This is a genomic window from Myxococcus xanthus (genome assembly GCF_006402735.1).
Classification (GTDB): Bacteria; Myxococcota; Myxococcia; order Myxococcales; family Myxococcaceae; genus Myxococcus; species Myxococcus xanthus_A.
In genome coordinates, this window is sequence record NZ_CP017174.1 from 8,010,762 (window position 1) to 8,034,657 (window position 23,896).

Below are 23,896 nucleotides of genomic sequence, written 5' to 3' on the forward strand. Positions count from 1 at the left end.
GCCCCCGCCAGGAAGACCTCATGACCATGCTCTATCCCGAAGTGAAGGTGGCTCCTCCGGGGCCAAACGCGCAGGCCATCATCGCGGTGGACCAGCGCTACAGCTCACCCTCGTACATCAAGGAGTACCCGCTCGTCGTCGAACGCGGCGAGGGGCCATGGGTGTACGACGTCGACGGCAACCGCTTCCTCGACTTCATGGCGGGCATCGCCGTGGCGTCCACCGGCCACTCCCACCCCGCCGTGGTGAAGGCCATCCACGAGGCCGCCGACCGCTTCCTGCACATCTGCGGCACCGACTTCTACTACGACGCCTTCTCCCGGCTGTGCGAGCGGCTCGCCAGCTACCTGCCGGAGATGGGGCCCAAGCGCGTCTTCCTGACGAACTCCGGCACCGAGGCGGTGGAGGGCGCGCTCAAGCTGGCGCGGCACCACACGCGCCGCCAGTACGTGGTGGCCTTCAAGGGCGGCTTCCACGGCCGCACCATCGGCGCCATCTCCCTCAACTCCTCCAAGGTCGCGCAGCGCGCCTTCTTCGGGCCGCTGCTGCCCGGTGTCATCCACATCCCCTACGCGAACCCGTACCGTTGTCCCAACGGCTGCGCGCCCAACACGTGCGGCGACGCGTGCAACCCGGCGCTGATGCTGGAGCGGGAGTGGTTCGTCAACCACGTGGACCCGCGAGAGGTGGCCGCCATCTTCGTGGAGCCCATCCTGGGTGAAGGCGGCTACGTCATCCCGCCGGCTTCGTTCCTCCAGCACCTGCGCCGCATCTGCGACGCCCACGGCATCCTGCTCGTCTTCGACGAGGTGCAGTCGGGCATCGGCCGCACGGGGAAGATGTTCGCGGCGGAGCACTTCGGCGTGATGCCGGACATCCTCCTGTCCGCCAAGGGCATCGCCTCCGGCATGCCGCTGGGCGCCATCATCGCCCGTGAGTCGGTGATGACATGGCCGCGCGGCTCGCACGGCAGCACCTACGGCGGCAACCCCGTGTGCTGCGCGGCGGGGTTGGCCACGCTGGACGTGGTGGAGGGGCTGCTCGACTCCGTGCGCGACACTGGCGAGCACCTGCTGCGCGGCCTGCGCGAGCTCCAGGCCCGCTTCCCCGTCATTGGCGACGTCCGGGGCGTGGGCCTCATGGTGGGCGCGGAGTTCGTGGACCCGGCGACGCGCGAGCCCGCCAGCGCCTACGTGGCCGAGCTGGAGCAGCTCGCCTTCCGCAAGGGACTGCTGCTGCTGTCATGCGGCAAGTCCACCATCCGCTTCGCGCCGCCGCTCGTCGTGGGCCGGCACGAGGTGGACGTGATGCTGCGCATCCTCGAGGAGTGCCTGGTCGAGCTGGCCCTCCCGCGTGCGTCCCCTCTCCCGCAACCCGCCGCAGCGGGTGTGAAGCTCTGAGGCCGCGAGATGAACAAGCTCTGTTCCATGAAGGAAGCCATCGCCGAGTCCGTGAAGGACGGCAGCTCGCTGGTGATTGATGGCTTCACGCACCTCATCTGCTTCGCGGCGGGCCATGAAATCATCCGCCAGGGACGCCGGGGCCTCACGGCCATCCGCCTCACGCCGGACCTCGTCTATGACCAGCTCATCGAGGCGGGCGCGGTGCGCAAGCTCGTCTTCAGTTGGGCGGGCAACCCGGGCGTGGGCAGCCTCCACGCGCTGCGCCGGCGCAGCGAGGCGTCGTCTCCCGAGCGCCTGGAGTTGGAGGAGTATTCCCACTTCGGGCTGCTGTCCCGCCTGCTCGCGGGCAGCGCGGGTCTGCCCTTCTGGCCGCTGAACAACTACGCCGGTGGCGACATCGCCCGCGTGAATCCGTCCATCAAGGCGGTGACCTGCCCCTTCACCGGGCAGGAGCTGGCCGCCGTCCCCGCGCTCCGGCCCGACGTGGCCATCATCCACTGCCAGCGCGCCGACACGGAAGGCAACGCGCAGGTGTGGGGCCTGCTGGGCTCCCAGAAGGAAGTGGCCTTCGCCGCGAAGAAGGTGATTGTCGTCGCGGAGGAGATTGTCTCCACCGAGCTCATCCGCAAGGACCCCAACCGCACGCTGGTGCCCGGCATCATCGTCAGCCACGTGGTGCACGAGCCGTGGGGCTGCCACCCCAGCTTCGTGCAGGGGTTCCATGACCGCGACAACGACTTCTACGTGAAGTGGGAGGACATCTCCCGCCAGCCGGAGACGTACCGCGCCTGGCTGGAGGAGTTCGTCTACGGCGTGAAGGACCGGCAGGGCTATCTCGCGCGGCTCGAAACAGGGCTGCTCGACAAGCTGCGCGCGAAGGCGCGCGTCTGCGAGGGAGTGGACTATGGCTACTGAGCTTCCGGCGACGCCCACCGCCTCCGAGCGGATGGCCTATCGCGCCGCGCAGGAGTTGCGGGACGCGGACGTTGTCTTCGTGGGCATCGGCCTGCCCAACCTCGCGTGCAACCTGGCGCGGGAGACGCACGCCCCGGGCCTGTTCATGATCTACGAATCCGGCGCGGTCGGTGCCATTCCAGAGCGGCTGCCGGTGTCCATTGGCGACCCGTCACTGGTGACGGACTCGCTGGCCGTCGTCGGGCAGGCAGACATCTTCCAATGCATGCTCCAGCGGGGGCTCATCGAGGTGGGCTTCCTCGGCGGCGCGCAGGTGGACCGATGGGGGAACATCAACACCACCGTCATCGGTGACTACGCGAACCCCAAGGTGCGGCTGCCCGGCAGCGGAGGAGCGTGTGAAATCGCCGTCCACGCGCGGCGGCTGCTCATCGTCATGCGGATGAGCAAGCGCACCTTCGTGGAGACGTGCGACTTCGTCACCAGCCCGGGCCACCGGGTCCATGGGAAGAGCCGCGCGGAGCTGGGCATGCCCGGCGGTGGCCCCACCCGCATCATCACCGACCTGGGCGTACTCGACTTCGACGCCACCGGCGAGGCGGTGCTCGCCGAGGTGTACGCCGGCGTGACGGTGGACCAGGTGCGCGCCGCGTGTGGCTGGCCCCTGCGCGTCGCCGATTCCCTGCGGATGGCGACCGAGCCCGACACGGCCGTGCTGCGCCTGCTGCGCGAGAAGCTCGACCCGAAGCGTCTCTACCTCTAGCGAACGACCCACGGAGCCTTCATGAACGACGCCTTCATCGTCGACGCGGTCCGTACTCCCATTGGCCGGTTCCGAGGCGCCCTCAAGGGTGTCCGGCCGGACGACCTGGCCGCCCACGTCCTCCGCGCGCTGCTCCAGCGCAACGCCCTGGACGGCGCGCGGGTGGACGAGGTGTTCCTCGGCTGCGCCAACCAGGCGGGCGAGGACAACCGCAACGTGGCGCGGATGGCGCTGCTGCTGGCCGGGCTGCCCGACACGGTGCCCGGCGTCACCGTCAACCGGCTGTGCGCCAGTGGCCTGGAGGCCGTCATCCAGGGCTGCCGCATGATTCAGGTGGGCGAGGCCGACATCGTCCTCGCGGGCGGCGTGGAGTCCATGACGCGCGCGCCGTGGTCCATGCCCAAGCCCGAGGAGGGCTTCCCGTCCGGCAAGTGGGAGACGTGGGATACAGCACTGGGCTGGCGCTATCCCAACCCGCGCCTTGCCGCCCGCTTCCCGCTGGAGCAGATGGGCGAGACGGCGGAGAACGTGGCGGAGCAGTACGGCATCTCCCGCGAGGCGCAGGACGGCTTCGCGCTCGCCTCGCACCGCAAGGCCGTGGCGGCCCAGGCGGCGGGCTGCTTCGCGAACGAGCTCGTCCCCGTGGAGGCGCCTCAAGGCAAGGGCGCGGCCCTGCGCGTGGACACGGATGAAGGGCCCCGCGCGGACACCTCCCTGGAGCGGCTGTCCACGCTGAAGCCGGCGTTCCGACAGGGCGGCAGCGTGACGGCGGGCAACGCTTCCACCCTCAATGACGGCGCGTCCGCGGTGCTGCTGATGAGCGGGAAGGCCCTGCGCGCCACCGGAGCCACACCGCTGGCGCGCTACGTGAGCAGCGCGAGCGCGGGCGTGGACCCTCGCTACATGGGCATGGGCCCCGTACCCGCGTCGCGCAAGGCGCTGGAGCGCGCGGGATGGGCCGTGGATGCCGTGGACCTGGTGGAGCTGAACGAGGCGTTCGCCGCGCAGGCGCTTGCCTGCATCCAGGAGCTGACGTTGCCGCCGGAGCGCGTCAACGTCCACGGAGGCGGCATCGCCCTGGGGCACCCGCTGGGCTCCAGTGGCGCTCGCATCGTCACCACGCTGGTGCATGCGATGAAGCGACAGGACGTCCGGCGCGGGATGGCGACGCTCTGCGTGGGAGTCGGCCAGGGGCTCGCGCTGACGCTGGAGCGCGGCTCGTGAGCGCGCACGGCTCGAACGGAGCGCTCCGCATCTTCCTCGACACGGAGGCCGCGCCCCGCACCTGGGGCTACCGCATCACGGGCACCGGCCCAGAATCGGGCGTCATCGACTCGCTGGATGCGCTCGCCGATGTCCTGTCACGCCATGGCGACCTGCTGACGGACCTGCCCTGGACCGAGCTGCCGACCTTCGGCGGGCCGCCGCCTCCCCACACCACCGACGTGTGGAGCTGGGATGCACAGCGGCTGCTGGTCGGCACGCGCCCTGACCTGCTGCGGCTCATTCCTCGCGACAGCCCGGATGTCCCACGCCGCGAACTTCCTTCCCTCTGAACCCCAGGACCCTGCATGACACCCGAGCCCTCCCCCAAGCAGCGCATCGAAGCGGGACACATCACCGAGGTCAGCCTCATCGAGATGGTCTTCCCGGAGCAGACGAACCACTACGGCACCCTCTTCGGCGGACAGGCCCTGGCCCTCATGGACAAGGCCGCCTTCATCGGGGCCTCGCGCTACGCACGGCGCACCGTCGTCACCGCCAGCAGCGAGCGGGTCGACTTCCATGTCCCGGTGCGGCAGGGCCAGCTCGTGGAGCTGGAGACCCGCATCGTCGCCACGGGCCGCACGTCCATGACGGTGGAGGTGGACCTCTACGCGGAGGACCTGCTCACCGGGGACCGTCAGCTCGGAACGAGGGGCCGCTTCGTGCTCGTCGCGCTCGACGCCCACGGCAAGCCCACAGGCGTTCCGCCATTACAGCCTCCGGCGACGACGGAGTAGGAGCACACCGCGCCCGCCCCGTGACGCTGGCCGCCCCCGGCCGCCTCAGCGCAGCCCGTCCAGGAGCGTCGCGAGCTTCTCCGGCTGCGACGCGAAGGGCGAGTGCGAAGCCTCCAGCGATTCAACGGTGAAGGCGTTTCCGGGCGTGAAGGCGTTGGCCTCGCGAATCATCAGGTCCTGGAGAGCGGGGGCCAGAGCACGGTCCTGAGCGCAACGGATGTAACTGCGAGGAATGCGCCCCCAGCGCGCCTTCGTCACGCCCACCTTGGACGTCCAGAGTGACAAGGGGAGGTCCGGCGTCAGGGAGAGCGCGAAGGGCAGGAAGTCCGCCATGGGCACATCCTGGTAGTACGCCGCGCGCAGGGCCTCCAGATACTCCGGCCCGCCGCGCGGGTTGATGCGCACCGCGCCCAGCTTTCCTGGGTCGCCGACGAAGAGCGTCTCCCCATAACCGGTACGCGCCTCCGTCAGTGCGCCATAGCCGCTGGCGCTCCCCATGCGCACTGGACAATATGCGCTCAGGTAGACGAGCCGGCCGATGAGCTGCGGCGCCAGCTCGCCTGCCCGGGTGATGACGGTGCCACCCGCGCTATGGCCCACGAGTACGGGCTTTGCCCCTCCTGCCCTCGGCTGCAGCTTCTGCAGCGCGGCCACCACGGAGGCGGCGCAGTCCTCCAAGGTGACGTCCGCCTGCGGGGAGCGCTCCTGGGCGAAACCCGCCGCATCGCCTGACACATAGGCCGAGGGGAAGCGCGCGTTGAGGCCATGCCCGGGCAGGTCGATGGCCACCACCTGGTGACCTCTTCCGGAGAGCGCCTCGGTGACACGCGTCCAGTGCAGGGCGTTGTGCCACGCGCCATGCACCAGGAGGAAGGTGCGCCGGGACGACTTGCCTCGCGCGGGCGATGCCGCGAGAGCGCCCTGCATCGACAGCAGGCCCGACCCTACGAGGGCCGTCTTCATCACGTCGCGCCGGTTCATGCGGACCTCACACGGTCAAGGGGATGGGCATTCGCGTCGAGCGCCCGAGCGAGCCGCTCCCGGCGCCCCGAGAGCTCCAGGAGCTGCTGATCGAACTCCGCCAGCCGCTTGCGGTGGAGCGCGAGCGCCTGCGGGCAGATGGCGCGCGTGACCTCACGGAGCATGCAGCGCGGAAAGGTGTTGATGTCCTCCAGGGAGAAGCCCAGGCGGATGAAGTGGGCCACCTGCATCACCCGAGGCACCGACTCCGCGTCGAAATCCCGGTAGCCATTCGCGCGCCGGCTCGAGAAGAGGAGCCCCGCCTTCTCGTAGTGGCGGATGGAGCGCGCACTGCAGCCCGTACGCCGGGCGAGTTCTCCGATGTTCATCCGACCTCCTGGAGACGAACGCTAGTCCCTGCCACCAGTGTCAAGGTCAAGGCCCGCTGCGCTTGGGCGGGTACTCGAAGGACTCCTTGGCGACGACCTGCGCGGAGGCGGCCCAAGGTGCCGTCAGCATCGCCACACAGCAGGGAAGCATGCGCTTCATCGCGTTCATGTCGAGACCTCGGGGAGACAGGGCATGTCCCACCGCATCAACCCTGGCCGTCGCAAGGGGTGGCGTCAAGCCACGTCAGGTGGCGAAGCTCCTCACTTCGCGCAAGGTTTGCGATGACAGCCGTCAGTGGCCGAGGTCGAACACCAGCTCTGCCTCGATGTGATCCCCCTGACAGGGGCCTTCGCTTGGGACGTCGGCCCGGAGCGAGAGACGGCCCCGGAGTTTCGGAGGATCATCGAGCACCAGCTCCCCACGCATCTGCTGGGGCGTCTGTTCGATGAACTGCGACGCCTCGTCACAAACCGTCCATGTCCACGCCGAAACGATTGCCGGTGCGTTTCCCTCTTGCGCGGTGAACTCGGCGGTTCCGATGGAACCGTACGCCAGGGGGATTGCGGTGCCCGCGATGGTCAGTGTCACGGGGCCGGTGCCCAGGGCCGTGGGGTCGAGTCGCACTTCCATGCAGGACTGGGAGGTGCCGTCGGCGTCGGAACCCGTCTGCCCATGGAATCCGCACACGGTCATCTGCTTGAGCCCCGCGCTGCCCGCACCGTCTTCGGTGATGACATGCGAGCCAGGGTCTGCAGTGAACTCCTTCCAGGCTTCGCCATGGCGGGCGCGCATGGTGAGGTTCCAGATCGGGTCCTCCCCACCACAAGCCGGCGTGAAGAAACGGGACGACTGGGCGACTGGGGTCATGTCGGAAGACATGGCTAGCACGACGTCTTGCGTTTGAGCCGCGAAGCAGAGACTCAGCGCGCCACCCACGCAGTCACTGCGCCAATCCTGAGTTCCGAGAAACCAACCACGTCAGCCCAGGCTCCCAACCTATCCGGCGATGTCAGAGGGCTCCGCTACGTTGGCTTTTCAACACCAGGAGAAGCGGATGCAACTCGACAGCACGGAATTGAAGAACGGCCTCAAGGCCATGATCGTTGACCGCCTGCGGCTGGACATCGACCCCGCGAGCATTCCGGACGGGGCACCGCTGTTCGGGAGCGACGCTCAGGATGGTGAGGCCGGTGGCCTGGGTCTCGACAGCGTCGAGGCCTTGGAAATCGTGGTCGGCATCGAGGAGAAGTGGGGCGTCGTCATCGCGGATGACAGCGTCGCCAAGGAGTTCCACTCCATCGACACGCTCGCGGCGCTGGTCAGCCGGCTCATCGCTGAAGGTGGGAAGAAGGCCGCCTGTGCCTAGCCAGCAGGCAGCAACGCCCGCCAAGCTCGGCATCCAGGAGCTTCTCCAGCTCCTGCCGCATCGCTATCCGATGCTCATGGTCGACCGGATTGACGGCTTGGAACCCGGCGTGTTCGCCGAGGGAATCAAGTGCGTCACGGCGAACGAGCCCTTCTTCCAGGGGCACTTTCCCGAACACCCCATCATGCCCGGCGTGCTGATCGTCGAATCCATGGCCCAGGTGGCGGGCGTCATGCTGCGCACGAGGAGCCGTCCGGACCTTGTGCCCGTGGAGCCGGCGGAACAGAAGCCAGCGCGGCCGGGCGTGATGGCCAACATCCACCGGATGCGCTTCCGTCGCCCTGTCGTTCCGGGCGATCAGCTCCGTGTCCGGGCCACGCACCTCAAGAGCCTCGGCACCATCCATCACGTGAAGGTCGAAGCGCGGGTGGGCGAAGAGCTGGTCGCCGACGGCGAATTGATGCTGGGCGCCTAGCCCCAAGGAAACCCATCACCATGTTCTTGAATGTGCTGCTCCAGGGGAGCGGCTTTCCACGGCTGCGCTCCACTGTCACCCTCGTGCAATCCCAACAGCGAAACATCCTGGTGGACAGCGGTCTGTGCGACGACGCGGAACGCTTGGTGCTGGCACTCAAGGAACGCGGCCTGACACCGGATGACGTGGACGTGGTCGTCGCCACCCACCTTCACTACGACCACTGCGGCAATCACCTGCTGTTCCGCAACGCGCGGTACGTCGTGGGTGCCAAGGACTTCGTCGAGAACGCGCACTTCATCGAGGCGTATCACCAGGACCACACCCCTGGGAAAGCCGCGACCTCGGAGCTGCTGCGCGAGCATTACCAGACGGTGAAGGAGTTCTATGTCCGGTCCATCGTACGTGAGGTGACTCGAAACATCGGATTCTACAACCGCGTGCTCGAACGTGACTCGCGCTTCGTCCCTGTCGACGGCAGCCATTGGCTGACGGAGGAGGTCGAGGTGCTGCCCACGCCGGGCCATACCCATGGACATATCTCCGTCGTCGCGCACCGCGCCCGCACGGACGATGAGGGCACGCCGCGAAAAATTCTCATCGCGGGGGATGCGCTCTTCACACGGAAGACCTTGGTGGAGAACGCCGAGCGGGAGCTCCAGCTCGCGCAGGACACCGAGCTCTACAGCCACACTCGCCGCAAGCTCCTCCGCGAATACCGCCACATCATCCCGGGTCACGACTGTCTGGTGGACACGGCGCCGTCCGAGCCACTGGAGAAGCTCTCGTGAGCCCCCATCGCGTCGTCATCACGGGCCTTGGCGTGACGGCCGCCAATGCGCTGTCCGCCGACGAGCTCGCCCAGGCCCTGGCGAACCGCCGCAGCGGCATCCGGCGGGCCGCCCCGTTCGACATCGAAGGCCGGACGTACTCCGCGGGCGTGGTGGACCTGCCAGACAAGGCGCCCGACGACGGGGTGGACCGGGTGTCGAAGCTGGCCCTCCACGCCGCGGAGCAGGCCCTTCACGACAGTGGGCTCGAAGCCCAGGGGAACTGGCGGGAGGAGACGGGGGTCATGCTGGGCACGAGCCGTGGGCCCGCCTTGTCCCTCGAACAGGTCATTCGCTCCGGAGGTGATGAGGACGCTCGCCGAAGACACTTCGGGGAGGTTCCCTTCTCCTCCATCGCGCGGAACGTCGCGGACCGGTTCGGACTGGGCGGCATCCTGTCCACCGTCACCATGGCCTGCGTGTCCAGCAGCCTCGCCATGGGCCGGGCACTGGACGAAATCCGTCAGGGCCGGGCCTCCGTGATGCTGGCGGGAGGGGCGGATGCACTGACCCTGCTCAGCTTCAGTGGCTTCTCCGTCCTGCGTGCCATGACGCCCACGGTGTGCCGCCCCTTCGACCATCGGCGCAATGGGATGGTGCTCGGCGAGGGCGCGGGCATCCTCGTGCTCGAGGAGTTGGACCACGCGCGCCAGCGGGGCGCTCGAATCCATGCGGAGCTGTGCGGCTGGGGAACGGCAGGCGATGCCCATCACCCCACCAGCCCACACCCCGAGGGCCGGGGGCTCCAACAGGCGATGACGCTCGCCTTGCGACAGGCGGGACTGACGACGGAGCAGATCGACTTCGTCAACCTCCACGGAACCGGGACGCCGGCCAATGACCCCGCGGAGTGCCACGCCCTACGAGGTGTCTTCGGTGCGCGAGCCACGTCGGTGCCGGTCAACTCCCTCAAGCCCTACTTCGGCCACACGCTGGGGGCCTCCGGCGCACTGGAGCTCATCGGCTCCGTGCTGGGCATGGCTCGTGACTTCCTCCCGCCTACCCTCAACTGCGAGGAACTGGACCCGAAGTGCGACGTCGACGTGGTGCGTGGCGAGGGCCGCGCCCAACGCATCGACACGCTGATGAGCACCAAGTCCGCGTTCGGCGGGGCGAACGTCGCCCTCATTGCCCGGCGCTTTCCAGGAACAGGGAGGACGGCACGATGAGCCGGCGCATCGTCATCAGCGGGCTCGGCGCGGTGTGTCCCCGGGCCACGGGACCTACAGCACTCTGGGAGCTCTTCTCCCGAGGCGACGCGGGCCCACCGTCCTCCTTGGCGGAGCGCATTCCCGACGCGGCGTTCGTGAAGCAGTCTTCCCAGCTGCGACACATGGACCGGCTCGGGCGCATCGCGCTCACCGCGACCACGCTTGCCATCGAGGATGCCGGGCCCGGCAATCCCCTCCAGACAGGCATCGCGTTCGGCTCCGGCTACGGCTGCCTGCCCACGAACGAGGAGTACCTGGAAGGCATCCTGGAGCGAGGCGGCCGCTATGGAAACCCGGTGGTGTTCCAGAACACCGTCACCAACGCGGCGACTGGCTACATCTCCATGGTGCACGACCTTCGCGGTCCCACCGCGACCCTGTGCTCGGGCCACGCCGCGGGGCTGGAGGCGCTTCGCTTCGGCTGCCAGCAAATCGAGGAGGGCCAGGCGGAGCGGATGGTGGTGGTGGGCGCGGACACCCTGAGCCCCATGCTCCTGGCGGGCCTCGCCCTGCCTGAGGCCACACGGGTGAGTGAAGCGGCGTGCGCCCTGGTCCTGGAGGAGCACACGCGGGCCCTGACGCGCGGCGCACACCGCCACGCGGAAGTCCTGGGCACCGGGCACCGGGGAGGCTCGCTCACGAACCAGGCGCACACGCTGGCTCGCGCGGTGCGGGACGCGATGCACATGGCACGAATCGAGCCCGAGCAACTGGGCGCCGTCTTCTCCTGTGCTAGCGGCCGAGGAGACTTCGACGGATGGGAGCAGCGTGGGCTGCACGAAGCCCTCGGGGCGCACGCGGCGAAGGTGCCCGTGAGCTGTCCCAAGGACGTGCTTGGAGAGACGTTCAGCACGGCGGGCATGCTGGCGGTCGTGCTGGCCACGCGGGCCCTCGATAAGGGATGCGCGCTGGTCACCGCCCTGGGGGGTGAGGGCTGCGCCCTGGCCGTGGTGCTGCGCGGGGGTGCTCATGACTGAGCACCCCATGGCCCGCATCTACAGCGGGACACCGCACCGGTTCCCCATGCTGCTGGTCGACGCGGTGGAGGCGCTCTCACCGGGCTTTGGCAGGACGTTCAAGCAGGTCTCCGGCAACGAGATGATGTTCGAGCGTTTCGGAGACGCGCCCCCCGCCCTGCCCTCCTGCCTGCTGGTGGATGCCCTGGGACAGGTCGCCATCATGCTCCTGCGCGAGCCCGACGAAGTCACACCGTCGGTCTGGTACCTCGGCGGCATCGAGGCAATGACATTTCACACACCCATCCCGGCCGGCAGCGTCCTGCGGATGGAAGCCAACATTCTCAAGCGGTGGCGGACCACGGTGCGCGTCGAGGTCAAGGCATGGGCCGACGCTGTCCCGGCCGCCAGCGGCGTCATGGTGCTTTCCCAGAGAGGTTCGAAATCACATGAGTCACCCTGAAACAAACACACCCTTCCTGAACGGCTTGCTCCACCAGCAGGTGGTGCTGGTCACCGGAGCGGGACAGCCCATCGCCAATGCCATTGCACGGCGCCACGGGAAGGCCGAGGCACGTCTGGCCCTGGTGTTCCTACCAGAGCACGAGGCGGCGGCAACGGCACTCGCCAGGGAGCTGAGCGCGGAGCTGGCCCTGGCCTGCGAGTCTTCTGACGCACAGGCGGTGGGCACGGTGGTCCGCCGCGTCGCCACGGAATTGGGCCGCATCGACCTGCTCATCAACGCGTCATTGAGCCGCGCGGCCGGTCGACTCAGCGACTTGTCCGCCGAGCAGTGGAAGGCCGTGCTCGACCGCCAGTTGAGTGGGACAACGTGGTTCTGCAAGGAGGTCATCCGCCCGATGATGCGCAAGCGCTCGGGGCGCATCATCAACCTGCTGGATGCCGCTTCCGGAGGCGCGAGCCGAGTGGCCGCCGAAGGCATCACCGCGATGACGCGCGCGCTGGCGAACGAGGTGGCCCGGCAGGGCATCTCCGTGAACACGCTGGCGGTCCAACTCCTGGAAGAAGAGACAGCACACCTCTCCCCGGCGCAGCGCGAGCGGCTCGATGGCGAGCTGGGTCCTCTGGGGAGGCTCGGGAGCGCGGAGGAGATTGCGGAGGCCGTGCTCTTCCTCGGCTCGAGCGCGGCGAACCTCACGACGGGTCAGCGCCTGTCTGCCACCGGAGGTCTGTGGTGAGTGAATCCCAGGCAACACGTCAGCGGTTCCAGCAGCAGACGGTCATCATCACGGGCGGCTCGCGTGGCATTGGCAAGGCCATTGCCCTCGCCTTCGCCGCGGAGGGCGCGGACATCGTCCTCAACTACGGGAGCAACGCGGAGGCCGCGCGTCAGGCCGCCGCGGAGGTCGAATCACAGGGCCGCCGCTGCGTGCTGGTCCCCGGCTCGGTCGCCAGCCCCGACGTGCCGGGGCAGCTCCGGGAGGCGGCGCTCGCGAACTTCGGCCGCATCGATGTGCTCGTGAACAACGCCGGCATCAGCCGGGATGGGCACCTGATGATGCTCCAGGCCGCGGCCTGGCGGGAGACGGTGGACGTCAACCTCTACGGCGCGCTCGCATGCTGTCAGGCGGTCATCCCCACCATGGTGCAGCAAGGCCGTGGCGCCATCATCAACATGTCCTCCTCCGCCGGAATCCGGGGACGCGCGGGACAGGTGCCCTACGCCGCGACCAAAGGGGCCTTGATTGGGCTGACGCAGGCGCTGGCGGGGGAGCTGGGGCCGCATGGCATCCGGGTGAACTGCGTGGCGCCTGGCTTCGTGGAGACGGAGATGGTCGCGGGACTGATGAACCGTCCCGGCGTCCGTGAGGGCTTCATCCAGGCCACCCCCATCCGCCGGCTTGGCACCGTGGAGGATGTCGCCAACGCCACGCTCTTCCTGGCGTCGCCAGAGAGCGCCTACGTGGTGGGCGACGTGCTGCGCGTGAATGGCGGGCTGGTGCTGTAGCGCGCCGTCCGCGTTCGTCTGTCTTTTCAAGGAATCGCGCAACACGGGCTGAGAGGAACAGGATGAGCAACAAAGTCGTCGTTACCGGCATTGGCGTTCTCACGCCCATTGGCAACAACCTGGCGGAGTTCTCCGAGGGGCTGCGCTCGGGGAGAGACGGCATCGCGCCCGTCACCCATTTCGATGCCAGCAAGCATCGCTGTCAGTCCGCTGGCGAGCTGAAGAACATCGATTTCTCGGCGCACTTCAGCCCCGAGGAACTGCCCTACCTCAGTCGCGGCGCCCAGATGATTCGCGTGGCGGCGGCGCAAGGGCTGGCGGCATCCGGGCTGGACCTGGAGGTCGAGGATCGCTCGCGCGTTGGCGTGGTGCTTGGAACCAACCTGGGAGGGATGCCGGCGAGGAAGGAGGGCTACGCCGCGCTGCACTACCCCTACCGGCGCGGACGGGCGGGTCCAAAGGAGTCGTGGCGCGCCCTGGTGCTCGACAGCTTCATCTGCGCCATGAGCGACCACGTCGCCAGCCAGTACCAACTGGGGGGACTCAGCCTGGTCATGTCCACCGCGTGCAGCGCGGGCCTGCATGCCCTGGGTGTGGCGATGGATGCGATTCGCTCCGGGCGGTCCGAGGTGATGCTCGCGGGCGGAGTCGATCCGCTCAGTGAGATGCCCCAGGCCGGCTTCGGCGTCCTGCGCTCCCTGGCGAGCGACAAGCTGCGGCCCTTCAGCAAGGACCGGGATGGGACGCTGCTGGGCGAGTCCGCCTCCCTGTGGGTGCTGGAGAGCGAGGCCCACGCGAAGCGCCGCGGAGCGAACATCCTGGCGGAGCTCGCGGGCTACGGAGGCTCCACGGACGCCTACCACATGACCCGGCCCGACGAGACGGGGCGCGGCCCCGCGCGGGCCATGCAGGCGGCGCTCGCGAGCGCGGGCATGAAGCCCGAGCAGATTGGCTATATCAAGGCGCACGGCACGGGCACGCCGGCCAATGACGTCATCGAGACACGCGCCATCAAGCATGTCTTTGGCGAGCAGACCCGGGTCCCCGTCAGCTCCATCAAGGCGATGGTCGGCCACAGCCTCGGTTCCAGCGGCGCCATGGAGGCGGCCGCCGCGGTGGTGGCGCTGAACGGTGGCTTCCTGCCGCCCACGCTGCACCTGGATACGCCAGACCCCGAGTGCGACCTGGACTACGTGCCCCATCACAGCCGGCCCGCGAAGCTGGAAGCGGTGCTCTCCAACGCGTTTGGCTTTGGCGGCAACAACGCCGCGATGGTCTTCCGCCGCTGGGAGGGCTGATGGAACACAAGGGGAAACGCATGGCAGGCGGTACGCAAATGACAGACGAGATGCGAGTGGTCATCACCGGCATGGGCGCGGTGTCCCCCTACGGGGCCGGCGTCCCTACCTTGCTGGACGCACTCGCCCAGGGACGCAGCGCCATCCGCCCCATCGACGACTTCGATGTGTCCGGGTGCGGCTGCAAACACGGGGCGCGCGTCCCGCAAGGGAGCCTCGCCGCGCTGACAGGCTCCAACAACCTGCGGCGGGCGCCTCGAGGGACGCAGTACACGATGCTCGCCACGGAGGAGGCGCTCCAGATGGCGGGGCATGGGCCCTCCACCTGGAACCCGGAGCGGGTGGGCGTGTTCCTGGGCACCTACCGGGCCATGGCGGAGGTCAGTCAGGACATCTGGCACCGCATCATCACCAGCGAGCCCCGCTTCGTCCAACCGCTGCTGTTCCAGGAGACTGTGACGAACGCGGTGGCCAGCGCGCTCAGCATCCGCTGGGGCTGGCGCGGCACCAACTACGCCATCAGCGCGGGTAACGCCTGCGGCTTTCAGGTGCTCGCCCTGGCGGCGCAGGCGCTGCGCAGCGGACGGGCGGACGCCCTCATCGCGGGCACGTTCGACCTGTTCACCACTGCCACCCACTTCGACATGGATGACATTGGCGTGCTAAGCGACACCAACGTGAGCCGCCCCTTCGACAGCAGGCGAGATGGCTACATCATGGGCGAGGGAGCGGCGGTGGTGGTGCTGGAGACGCTCGCCTCCGCGCGGGCGAGAGGCGCCACCCCGCTGGCGGAGATCGCGGGCCTGGGCGTGGCGCACGACGGGCACGCCTTCGGCATCCATCATCCGGAGGGCCGAGGACTGGCCTCCGCGATGAGCCAGGCGCTTCGCGACGCGGAGGCCTCGCCCGAGGCCGTGGACTACATCGCAGCCGCGAGCAACTCCACGCAGTCGTTGGATAGGGCGGAGGTGGCCGCGCTGAAGACGGTGATGGGCGCCGCGGCGCGCGCCATTCCCCTCAGCAGCGTGAAGGGGCTCATGGGCGAGGCGGAGTCCGCCAGCGACATGTTCAACCTGCTCGCCTGTATCAGCGCGGTTCGGGGTGGCGGGTTGCCAGTCCAGGGCGGCACCGAGCAGCCGGAGTTCGAGCTCAATCTGGTGCGCCAACCGCGGCCACACCGGTCCGTCCGGGCGGCCCTGGCGCACTCCTACTCGTTCGGGGGCAACGCCGGCGCGGCGTTGGTCCGGGCGCTCTAGCATCGAGGACGACAGACATGGCCAACTTGGAAGGGACAGCGGCAAGCACGGCGAACGAGGACGTGCTCCTGTCTCTGAACGACATCCGGCGCGACTACGTCCTGGGAGAAGCACGGGTCGAAGCCTTGAAAGGCGTCTCCCTGCGCATCCACCGGGGAGAGTTCGTCGCCATCTGGGGTCCGTCGGGCAGCGGCAAGTCCAGCCTGATGAACATCCTGGGGTTGGTGGACGCGCCCACCTCGGGTGAGGTGTCGCTGGAAGGCACGCCCATCGCGAAGCTGACGGACAACGCGCTCTCCGACTTGCGCAGCCGCAAGGTCGGCTTCGTCTTCCAGAGCTTCAACCTCATCCCCGTGCTCAGCGCCCTGGAGAACGTCATGGTGCCGCTGCAGATTCAGGGCGTGGGCGCCGCCGAGGTACGCGAGCGCGCCAGTCAGGCGCTCAAGGACGTGGGCCTGGAGAATCAAGCCAGCGCGCGCCCGGACAAGATGAGTGGCGGTCAGCGCCAGCGCGTGGCGATTGCCCGCGCGCTCGTCACGTCGCCGTCCATCGTCGTGGCGGATGAGCCCACGGCCAACCTGGACTCGGAGAACAGCTACATGGTGGTCAAGCTCATGCGTGAGCTCAACCGCTCCAAGCGCGTCACCTTCATCTTCACCACCCATGACCCGCGGCTCCTGGACCTGGTCGACCGGAAGCTCCTGCTCAAGGACGGTCTGCTCCAGGCGGACGAGGCTGTGCGATGAACTACTTCTCCATTGGCTTCCGCAACATCCTGAAGAATCACCGGCGCAGCCTCGTCACCCTTCTCTCGGTGGGCTTCGGCTTCGCCTCCATCAGCCTCTTCGCGGGATACATCAAGTATGTGTACGGCGGGCTGGCCAAGCAGGCCATTCATGGAGAACTGCTGGGGCACCTGACGGTGATGAAGCAAGGCCTGCGCACCGAAGGCCGCCTCCATCCGGCGCAATACATGTTCTCCAAGGAGGAGCTGGACCGGGTGATGCCCATCCTCCGGCAATACCCTCACACGCGGCTGGTGACGCCGCGCATGTCGCTCAGCGGAATGGTGTCCAACGGCACCGCGTCCACCGTCTTCGTGGGCGAGGGCATGGTCCCCGAGGATGTCAAGAAGCTCCAGGGTGACTTCCAGCGCAAGCTGTCAGGTGACTTGAAGGCGGACAACCCCATCGGGGTAGCGACGGCGGAGGACCTGGGCAAGATTCTCAACCTGAAGCCCGGCGACTCGGCCGCGCTGCTGGTGAGCACGGTGACAGGTCAGGCCAATGCGCTAGACGTGGACATCGTGGACCACTTCAACACGGGCAACGTCGGCACCAATGACAAGTTCCTGTACCTGCCCTTCGACCTGGCGAAGTCCCTGTATGACTTCGACGGCGCCGAGCGGCTCATCGTGCTGCTGGATGACAAGGCCTTCACCGAGCAGGCGCGGACGGAGCTCACGGCACAGCTCAAGCAAGCGGGCTTCGACGTGGAGCTCAAGACGTGGCTGGAACTGTCGAGCTTCTACTCACAGGTGAAGCGCCTGTTCGACATGATTTTCGCCTTCATCTTCAGCAACGTCTTCATCGTGGTGGTCATGAGCATCGTGAACTCCATGAGCATGACGGTGGTGGAGCGGACGCGGGAGATTGGAACGCTGCGCGCCATGGGGCTGCGCCGCTCGGGCATCTTGCGACTCTTCACCACCGAGGCCTTCATGCTCGTGGTGCTGGGATGCGCCGGAGGGTTGCTCTTCACGTTGCTGGTGCGACTGGCCGTCAACAGCGCGGGCATCACCTATACCCCGCCCAACTCCTCCAACGTGGTCAGCCTCATGGTCGACCTCGACATGCCCCGGATGGCGAGGACGTTCGTCATGCTCTCGCTGCTGGGCATCGCCGCGGCCTTCTTCCCGGCGCGTACCGCCGCGCGCAAGTGCATCACCGATTCGCTGGGCCATGTCTGACGGAAAGAGAGACATCACCATGAAACACATCCTGGCGCTCATCATCGGACTGCTGCTCTTGCACACCGGAACAGCGCGGGCGGCGGAGCCAGACGCGGCGGAGATTCTCAGGGCTTCGGACCGCTCGCGGGGCGGAGGACTTCCTGGCATCCGCTGGACGGTCCGCATCCGTCCCGAAAGCGGCGTGGACAAGGAGCCCGAGCGGCTGCTCACCCTGAAGGCCAATGCCACCGCCAGCCTCGCGGAGACGCGAGAGCCCGTGCGCTTCAAGGGCTCCAAGCTGCTCCAGGTGGACCGGAACATGTGGATGAGCCGTCCCGGCCTCCGCAAGCCCATCCCCATCTCACCGAGGCAGAAGCTCTCCGGTCAGGCGTCTCAAGGCGACATCGCGTCGACGAACTACGCCGTCGACTACCAGGGCAAGTTGCTGCGCGAAGAGGACATCAACGGCGAGACCAGCTACGTGCTGGAGTTGAAGGCCATCAACACGTTCTGCACCTATGACCGCATCACCTACTGGGTCTCCAAGGAGCGGCAGGTCGGCGTCAAGGCGGAGTTCTTCTCCCTCTCCGGCAAGCTGCTGAAGTCCGCCACCTTCGAGTACGGCAACCAGCTCACCCACGAAGGCAAGACGTTCCCCTTCGTGAGCAAGATGACCATCCAGGACGCGCTCACGCCCGCCAGGACGACGCTGGAGTACGCCGACGTGCAGGTGACGGAGCTGGCGCGCGGGACGTTCGACGTCAACCGGCTTGGGAACTGAGCCGCATGCGTTCCAAGCGAATCGCTGTCTTCCCGCCAGCCGGCCTGTCATTGCTCATGGGCCTGCTGGCGGGAGGGCTGGGCACGAACGCGAAGGCCCAGGCGATCCAGGAGCTGCTGGAGCAGGGCTCCGCCGGCCTCCAGGTGCTGGCTCTGGACAGTGAGCGAGGACTCCGTGAGAACAGCCTGCTCAATCCTGGCAACCGCATCGCCCATCTTCCAGCAGGGCAGACGGAGGTGGAGGGCCGGCTTGATTTGAAGCTCGTCACGGACACCTTCGAGGCGAGCCTGAAGCCCCGGGCCCGCTTCGAGTGGCGGCGCTTCGGGGAGACGGGACCGGAGACACGGCTCGACGCCTGGGTGAACCAGGGTCTGGTGACGCTCTACCCGGTGCAGTCGCTCGCCGTGTCCCTGGGCAGGGACGTGCTCATGTGGGGGCCCTCCAATTTCCGTTCGCCCAGCAATCCCATCTACTTCGAGAACGGCCGGAACAACCCCATGCGCGAGCTGCGCGGCGTGGACGTGGCCCAGGCCACCTGGTCCCCTACGCAGGCGCTGGCCCTGTCGCTGCTGCACCAGTTCGGCGACGGACGCGGAGACTGGCAATGGGAGAAGGAGGACGGATTCAAGGCCCTGTCGTTGCTGAAGGTGGACTACACAGCCGAGGCCTCCGTCGTGGGACTAAACGCCTCCAAGCGGTGGGCCCACGAACGTCCGCGCTTCGGTGCATTCGGGCAGACCACCGTCGGCGAGGCGCTGCTCCTCTACGCGGAAGGTGGCCTGCGACAGGGGACGGCCGCGCTCTACCCCGAGCGGCTCCCCAACGCCGTGGGAGGCGCCTTCCTGCCTCGCCATGCGCGGGACCACCGGCTCCTCTATTCCGCGCTCGCTGGCGGCGGGTACACGCTGGACTCCGGCCACACCGTCTACCTGGAGTACCTGAGCAACAATGAAGGCTACCGGTGGGCAGATGGCGCGCGGTACTTCGACATCGCTAGTCGTGCCTCCTCGGTCCTGGCCATCCCCTCCCCGGATGCCGCGCTCGCGGGCCAGACGCTAGGGGCGGCGCTCAACAATGGGCTGGCGCTCCTCGGGCGCCACTATCTGTTCTTGCAGGTGCAGAACAACCCCACCGACACCGGGCCCACCTGGCAGCTCCGCTATTCGCTCAACCTGGTGGACGGCAGCGGACAGGCCTCCGCCTATGCCGAGTGGAACATCTGGAGCCGACTGGCGCTCTTCGCGGTAGGCGTCATGCACCACGGAGGCAACCGCACCGAGTTCCACTCATTGCTGAGCCAGTCGATACTCGTGGGAGCCAAGGGCTACGTCCTGTAGCCGCACAGACATGGGCATGCACCCACGTTCAACGTGAGATGGACCTCACCGGGAGCCCAGCTTCTCCAGCATCTTCACCGCGTTGTCGTTCTGGGGGTTGAGCTCCAGCGACTTCTTGTAGCGCATGACAGCGTCATTCTTGCGGCCTGCCTCGGCGTAAGCCTCCCCGAGGCTGTCGTGCGCATTGGCATCGTCGGGATAGAACTCGACATTGGCCTCGAACACCTTCACGGCGTCCGCGAGCTTCTGCTGGCGTAGGAGCCCATAGCCGATGTCGTTGAGGATTCCCGGGGACAATCCAGCGTCCGCAGCCCGCCCCTGTTTGCGGTCCTTGAACCAGGCAATGGCGGCGTCCACGCCCTGGAGCCGGACCAGCAAGTCCACCGTCATGAAGGGGCTGTCCGGCTGGGTCTCCTCCATGCCCTTCCAGCCATACTCCGCCGCCGCGCTTGCGAGGAGCCGCTCGAAGAGGCGCGAGCCGTCATCCGAGTTCGTCATGACGGCGATACCGCTCCCGGACTCCGCCAGGGCCATGAGGAAGGCGCGGTAACCCTCGTTGGCGCCGCTGTGTCCGAACCATTCCTTGCCCTCGCGGCGCATGAAGCCAATGCCGAAGTCCGAGGACTGACGCGTGAGCATCTGCTTCGCCATCGACGGGGAGACGATGCGCCGGGACTTGCCGTTCCAGGTCTTGGAGACCTCCAGGGCGATGTGCGCCAGGTCGGAAGGCGTGGTCCACAGTCCCGCGGGGGCCATCTCCGGGTAGGTATGCCAACGCCCCTCGACGCTCGTGCCACCTGAACGGGTCCCGATGGCGGCGCGTGCTTCCAGGGCCTTGGGGAGCGGCTGCTCGAAGGTGCTGTTCTTCAGGCCCAACGGAGCGAAGACCGCCTCCTTCATGATGCGCGGGAACGGCTGCTGGAGTTGGTCGACGAGCATCTGCTGGACGACGACCGTGCCCCCACCGCTGTAGCGCGTCCGCGTTCCCGGCACGGTGTCGACCCGCACGGCGCCGCTGTTCGCGGGCGCCGCACCGTCGAGAATCTGCTGCGTCGTCGGCACGGCCGCTCCCGGCGAGTAACCCGCGAAGCCATGCACCGTCGTGCCCGCGTTGTGCGCGAGCAACCGGCGCAGGGTGACCTTCTGCTCCTTCGTGAAGTCGTTCTCCGGCACCTTCCAGGAGACGAGCGCGTCATTGATGTCCGCGTCGAGCGACCACTTGCGCTTCTCCGCGTGGCGCATGGCCGCGAGCGCCGTGACGGGCTTGCTGATGGAGGCCGCCTGGAAGAGCGTGTCGACGGTGACGGGCTCGATGCCGCCCGCCTGCTTCACGCCATAGGTCTTCGCCCAGACCAGAGTTCCCTTGTCGAAGACGGCGATGCTCAGCCCAGGCACCGCATACAGCTCCATCCATTGCTGGAGCGACAGGCGCCTGGGCGCCTCACCGGGAAGCGCGATGGGTGCGAGTCCCGCCTCCACCCGTGTGATGCGTGCGGCCTCCGAAGGCCGTGCGAGCCACTCAGTGACGGGGCGCCGCGGGGCAGCGGCGGTGAGCAGCACGAGGGCGGCGAGGCCGGCCAGTGCCGTGGCGACGAAGCGGGAAGGACGCATTCGGGGCATGTCGAGAGCGCTACGAAGGAGTTCGCAGTGGATTGCACCCGCGCAGGAGATTTCGAGCGGGCGCCTGCATTCCGCCGGGCACTGACAAACCGTGGGCCCCATCCCGACCTCCAGCGTCTGGGTCGCTCCGGATTGACGTCAGTCACGCCACGTTGTCCCGTAAAGGGCTGGCATGCCATTGCATCGCTATCCCTATGTGGGTCCGGAGGAGATACGCCTCGCGGTCGCAACGTCGCCAGCCGGAGTCCCCATCCTGGCGGCACGAGACGTCGAAGCGTGGCTCCAAGCGACACCGGATGCCCTCATCGAGGGAGCCACATATATCGTCGACCTCCAAGGGCGGCTTCGCCTGGCCCCACGAAGGTCCGAGCACGTCGCGTGTGCGGAAGGCGAGGACGTGCTCGCCGCAGGCGAGATTCGCTTCCAGCGAGACACCCACGGCGTCACGGTGGCCGAAGTCTCGAATCAGTCCACGGGGTACTGTCCGGACACGACGTGTTGGACCGCCGTCGAGCGGGCCCTCGCACATGCGGGCCTGAATGCTCCCGCCGGATTCACGCACGAAGCCATTTTCCGGCGCTGCCTCCGGTGCGGCGAAGTCAACCTCGTGAAGGAGGGCTGGTTCGTCTGCGTGTTCTGTGAGGCCGACCTGCCCCAGGAGTGGAACATCTCCCCTACTGCTTCTGGAACTCCGGCGAGCCCAGCAACAACCCGGCGATGAGCGGGACATCCACGGGGCGAACTTCTCCCACGGCGCTGGCGGCCTCGGCGCGCTTTGACAGCGCGTCGAGGATGGTCGCTCGCGTCTCCTCCGACGGAGGCGCGCCTAGCAGCGCCTGGCCCAGCGCGTCCACCCAGGCGCGCTCGGTGGGCTCGGCCGGCGCGGCCAAGGACTTCAGCGTCACCTTCGTCCCCGGCATCCGCCCGGACACCAGTTCCAGGCTGAAGTTGAGCCGGGCCACCAGGGAGCCGCTGTTCACCCACGGAGCCGTCCCTTCCGGAAAGCCCGTGGGCGCCGGGGCCCGGAAGAGCGGCTCGCCCATCTTCGCCAGGGACTGCACCAGCCGGGGGCGCACCGTCACCTCCGCTTCGGTGGCCCGCAGCGCGGACACCACGAACTCGAAGGGCGTCTTCACCTTCACCGCCCGCGCCTCGGGGGCCCAGAACTCCGGTGACTGGAAGAGCGCGCGGTACACGGTGGGCAAGTCCCCGCCCGAGTCGAGGAACACCTTCGCCACCCGCTCCACCAGCGCCGGCGGCGGCGTGTCCGAGACGAAGCGCCGCGCCAGCTTGCTCGCGACATGGCGCGCGGTGGAGGGGTGTCGCGCCAGCAGGTCCAACACCTGCTCCCCATCCGCCACACTCCGCTGTCCGGGGATGCGCTGTCCCAGCACCCACTTGTCGTCCGGGTCATGCGCCCGGCGACGGAAGTAGAACGCGGGCTCCTGGCGCGGCTTGCGGATACTCCAGCCCGTGAAGCAGCGGGCCACCTCACGCACGTCCTGCTGCGTGTAGCCGCCCTCCACGCCCAACGTGTGCAACTCCAGCAGCTCGCGCGCGTAGTTCTCGTTGAGGCCGCGCTTCAGCTCGGCGGGCTCCGGTGCGTCGTCATCCTCTGACAGCGCTTCGCGTGACACGCGCTCCGGCATGCCGTCACGGACGCTGCGCCAGTTGTCCAAGTAGAAGAGCATCGCTGGATGACGGGCCGTGGCGCCCAGCAGCTCCCGGAAGCTGCCGAAGACATGTGGGCGGATGACATCGCGCTCGTAGGCCGTCACCATCCACCGCACCGCGCCTTTGTCCGCGGACACGTTGAAGTGGTTGAACCAGAAGTCCACCAGCACCTCTTCGAGCTGGTTGGGACTCTCCACCGCCCGCAGCAGCTTCGCCGCGGATTGCTCCATGCCGATGAGGGCGGGACGCTGTGGCTCACGCCCGTCCATCAAGGCTTCGTCCCGCTGGCGCTTCGGCGGGTACTCCCGCACCAGCTCCGCCATGGACATCGCCAACGTGGGCAGCGCTTGGAGCTTCGCCTCCAGACCGGCTGGCAGCGGCGCACCGGGACGGGAGAGCTGTGACGCCATCCATTCCTCCACCCCCTGGCGCCGCAGGTCCGCCAGCGCCTGTCGCGAAGGTCCGAAGGCCATGCGCCGCAGGACGTGGACCGCGCGTGCCTCGTCGAAGGTGGGCTCGGCCGATACAGGCTCGGACGCCACCACGGTCGTGGGGTGCGGCCCGCTCGCACATGAGAGCACGAAGGCCACCAGGAATCCGACAGACAGAAGTCGCATGACGATGGAGGAACCCCACACGGTACCTGAAGTTACGCGGTGAGCTGTGGGCTCGAAGTCAAATGACGCTTTCCTGGCGCAAAGGACTCCCGGGCCACTGCATCGTGACTTGCTGCGGGGC

At 67.9% G+C, this 23,896-nt stretch carries 26 protein-coding genes; 20 read left to right on the forward strand and 6 right to left on the reverse strand.

Annotated features, from left to right (window positions below; all coding sequences use genetic code 11):
- The first annotated feature begins 20 nt into the window (after nt 1–20).
- From BHS09_RS32930 to BHS09_RS32955, 6 genes are read left to right on the forward strand one after another with little or no spacing between them, the layout of a single operon-like run.
- Nucleotides 21–1,400: an acetyl ornithine aminotransferase family protein gene (locus BHS09_RS32930; RefSeq protein WP_140799997.1), complete on the forward strand. Its 1,380-nt coding sequence runs from the start codon at nt 21–23 to the stop codon at nt 1,398–1,400.
- A gap of 9 nt (nt 1,401–1,409) precedes the next feature.
- Nucleotides 1,410–2,318: a CoA transferase subunit A gene (locus BHS09_RS32935; protein ID WP_140799998.1), complete on the forward strand. Its 909-nt coding sequence runs from the start codon at nt 1,410–1,412 to the stop codon at nt 2,316–2,318.
- Nucleotides 2,308–3,081, forward strand: coding sequence for a CoA-transferase subunit beta (locus tag BHS09_RS32940; protein WP_237079967.1), 774 nt, complete (start codon nt 2,308–2,310; stop codon nt 3,079–3,081). Before BHS09_RS32935 ends, BHS09_RS32940 begins: the two co-directional genes overlap by 11 nt.
- Before the next feature lie 21 nt (nt 3,082–3,102).
- Nucleotides 3,103–4,305, forward strand: a complete 1,203-nt coding sequence (locus tag BHS09_RS32945; protein WP_140799999.1) for a thiolase family protein — start codon at nt 3,103–3,105, stop codon at nt 4,303–4,305.
- On the forward strand, nt 4,302–4,637 hold the full coding sequence (locus BHS09_RS32950) for a hypothetical protein (RefSeq protein WP_140800000.1): 336 nt from the start codon (nt 4,302–4,304) through the stop codon (nt 4,635–4,637). Before BHS09_RS32945 ends, BHS09_RS32950 begins: the two co-directional genes overlap by 4 nt.
- 15 nt (nt 4,638–4,652) lie before the next feature.
- The gene (locus tag BHS09_RS32955) at nt 4,653–5,084 is read left to right on the forward strand and encodes an acyl-CoA thioesterase (protein WP_140800001.1); all 432 of its coding nucleotides are present in this window, start codon (nt 4,653–4,655) and stop codon (nt 5,082–5,084) included.
- A gap of 45 nt (nt 5,085–5,129) precedes the next feature.
- Here the strand turns inward: BHS09_RS32955 and BHS09_RS32960 are convergent, their stop codons facing one another.
- From BHS09_RS32960 to BHS09_RS32970, 4 genes are all read right to left on the reverse strand, one after another.
- On the reverse strand, nt 5,130–6,065 hold the full coding sequence (locus BHS09_RS32960) for an alpha/beta fold hydrolase (protein ID WP_140800002.1): 936 nt from the start codon (nt 6,063–6,065) through the stop codon (nt 5,130–5,132).
- A complete protein-coding gene (locus BHS09_RS32965; protein WP_140800003.1) occupies nt 6,062–6,433 on the reverse strand; it encodes a MerR family transcriptional regulator in 372 nt (123 codons plus the stop codon). The genes BHS09_RS32960 and BHS09_RS32965 overlap by 4 nt, the downstream gene beginning before the upstream one ends.
- Nucleotides 6,434–6,479: 46 nt before the next feature.
- Nucleotides 6,480–6,602 (reverse strand): hypothetical protein, encoded by a 123-nt coding sequence (locus tag BHS09_RS39995; protein ID WP_257792126.1) that lies wholly within the window; start codon nt 6,600–6,602, stop codon nt 6,480–6,482.
- Between the two features lie 123 nt (nt 6,603–6,725).
- On the reverse strand, nt 6,726–7,313 hold the full coding sequence (locus tag BHS09_RS32970) for a hypothetical protein (RefSeq protein WP_140800004.1): 588 nt from the start codon (nt 7,311–7,313) through the stop codon (nt 6,726–6,728).
- A 175-nt stretch (nt 7,314–7,488) separates the two neighbouring features.
- On the opposite strand from BHS09_RS32970, the gene BHS09_RS32975 reads away from it, so the two are divergent.
- From BHS09_RS32975 to BHS09_RS33040, 14 genes are all read left to right on the forward strand, one after another.
- Nucleotides 7,489–7,800 (forward strand): acyl carrier protein, encoded by a 312-nt coding sequence (locus BHS09_RS32975; protein WP_140800005.1) that lies wholly within the window; start codon nt 7,489–7,491, stop codon nt 7,798–7,800.
- On the forward strand, nt 7,793–8,275 hold the full coding sequence (gene fabZ / locus BHS09_RS32980) for a 3-hydroxyacyl-ACP dehydratase FabZ (protein WP_140795342.1): 483 nt from the start codon (nt 7,793–7,795) through the stop codon (nt 8,273–8,275). Before BHS09_RS32975 ends, fabZ begins: the two co-directional genes overlap by 8 nt.
- A gap of 20 nt (nt 8,276–8,295) precedes the next feature.
- Complete coding sequence (locus BHS09_RS32985) at nt 8,296–9,066, forward strand: MBL fold metallo-hydrolase (RefSeq protein ID WP_140795343.1); 771 nt, start codon at nt 8,296–8,298, stop codon at nt 9,064–9,066.
- Nucleotides 9,063–10,274, forward strand: coding sequence for a beta-ketoacyl-[acyl-carrier-protein] synthase family protein (locus tag BHS09_RS32990; RefSeq protein ID WP_140795344.1), 1,212 nt, complete (start codon nt 9,063–9,065; stop codon nt 10,272–10,274). Before BHS09_RS32985 ends, BHS09_RS32990 begins: the two co-directional genes overlap by 4 nt.
- On the forward strand, nt 10,271–11,293 hold the full coding sequence (locus tag BHS09_RS32995) for a beta-ketoacyl synthase N-terminal-like domain-containing protein (protein ID WP_140800006.1): 1,023 nt from the start codon (nt 10,271–10,273) through the stop codon (nt 11,291–11,293). The genes BHS09_RS32990 and BHS09_RS32995 overlap by 4 nt, the downstream gene beginning before the upstream one ends.
- Nucleotides 11,294–11,300: 7 nt before the next feature.
- Nucleotides 11,301–11,735, forward strand: coding sequence for a 3-hydroxyacyl-ACP dehydratase FabZ family protein (locus BHS09_RS33000; RefSeq protein WP_237079968.1), 435 nt, complete (start codon nt 11,301–11,303; stop codon nt 11,733–11,735).
- Nucleotides 11,722–12,471, forward strand: a complete 750-nt coding sequence (locus BHS09_RS33005) for an SDR family oxidoreductase (protein WP_140800007.1) — start codon at nt 11,722–11,724, stop codon at nt 12,469–12,471. Before BHS09_RS33000 ends, BHS09_RS33005 begins: the two co-directional genes overlap by 14 nt.
- Nucleotides 12,468–13,241: an SDR family NAD(P)-dependent oxidoreductase gene (locus tag BHS09_RS33010; protein ID WP_237077691.1), complete on the forward strand. Its 774-nt coding sequence runs from the start codon at nt 12,468–12,470 to the stop codon at nt 13,239–13,241. Before BHS09_RS33005 ends, BHS09_RS33010 begins: the two co-directional genes overlap by 4 nt.
- Nucleotides 13,242–13,303: 62 nt before the next feature.
- Nucleotides 13,304–14,539 (forward strand): beta-ketoacyl-[acyl-carrier-protein] synthase family protein, encoded by a 1,236-nt coding sequence (locus BHS09_RS33015; RefSeq protein WP_140795349.1) that lies wholly within the window; start codon nt 13,304–13,306, stop codon nt 14,537–14,539.
- Between the two features lie 38 nt (nt 14,540–14,577).
- Nucleotides 14,578–15,795: a beta-ketoacyl-[acyl-carrier-protein] synthase family protein gene (locus BHS09_RS33020; RefSeq protein ID WP_140800008.1), complete on the forward strand. Its 1,218-nt coding sequence runs from the start codon at nt 14,578–14,580 to the stop codon at nt 15,793–15,795.
- A gap of 17 nt (nt 15,796–15,812) precedes the next feature.
- Nucleotides 15,813–16,541: an ABC transporter ATP-binding protein gene (locus BHS09_RS33025; protein WP_140800009.1), complete on the forward strand. Its 729-nt coding sequence runs from the start codon at nt 15,813–15,815 to the stop codon at nt 16,539–16,541.
- Complete coding sequence (locus BHS09_RS33030) at nt 16,538–17,764, forward strand: ABC transporter permease (protein WP_140800010.1); 1,227 nt, start codon at nt 16,538–16,540, stop codon at nt 17,762–17,764. The genes BHS09_RS33025 and BHS09_RS33030 overlap by 4 nt, the downstream gene beginning before the upstream one ends.
- A 19-nt stretch (nt 17,765–17,783) precedes the next feature.
- Nucleotides 17,784–18,527: an outer membrane lipoprotein-sorting protein gene (locus tag BHS09_RS33035; protein WP_140800011.1), complete on the forward strand. Its 744-nt coding sequence runs from the start codon at nt 17,784–17,786 to the stop codon at nt 18,525–18,527.
- A 5-nt stretch (nt 18,528–18,532) separates the two neighbouring features.
- A complete protein-coding gene (locus BHS09_RS33040) occupies nt 18,533–19,864 on the forward strand; it encodes a hypothetical protein (RefSeq protein ID WP_237079969.1) in 1,332 nt (443 codons plus the stop codon).
- A gap of 45 nt (nt 19,865–19,909) precedes the next feature.
- Here BHS09_RS33040 and BHS09_RS33045 read toward each other — a convergent pair whose 3' ends face one another.
- Nucleotides 19,910–21,484, reverse strand: a complete 1,575-nt coding sequence (locus tag BHS09_RS33045) for a serine hydrolase (protein ID WP_140800012.1) — start codon at nt 21,482–21,484, stop codon at nt 19,910–19,912.
- Nucleotides 21,485–22,158: 674 nt separating this feature from the next.
- Nucleotides 22,159–23,775: a DUF1800 domain-containing protein gene (locus tag BHS09_RS33055; protein WP_237079970.1), complete on the reverse strand. Its 1,617-nt coding sequence runs from the start codon at nt 23,773–23,775 to the stop codon at nt 22,159–22,161.
- Nucleotides 23,776–23,896 lie beyond the last annotated feature (121 nt).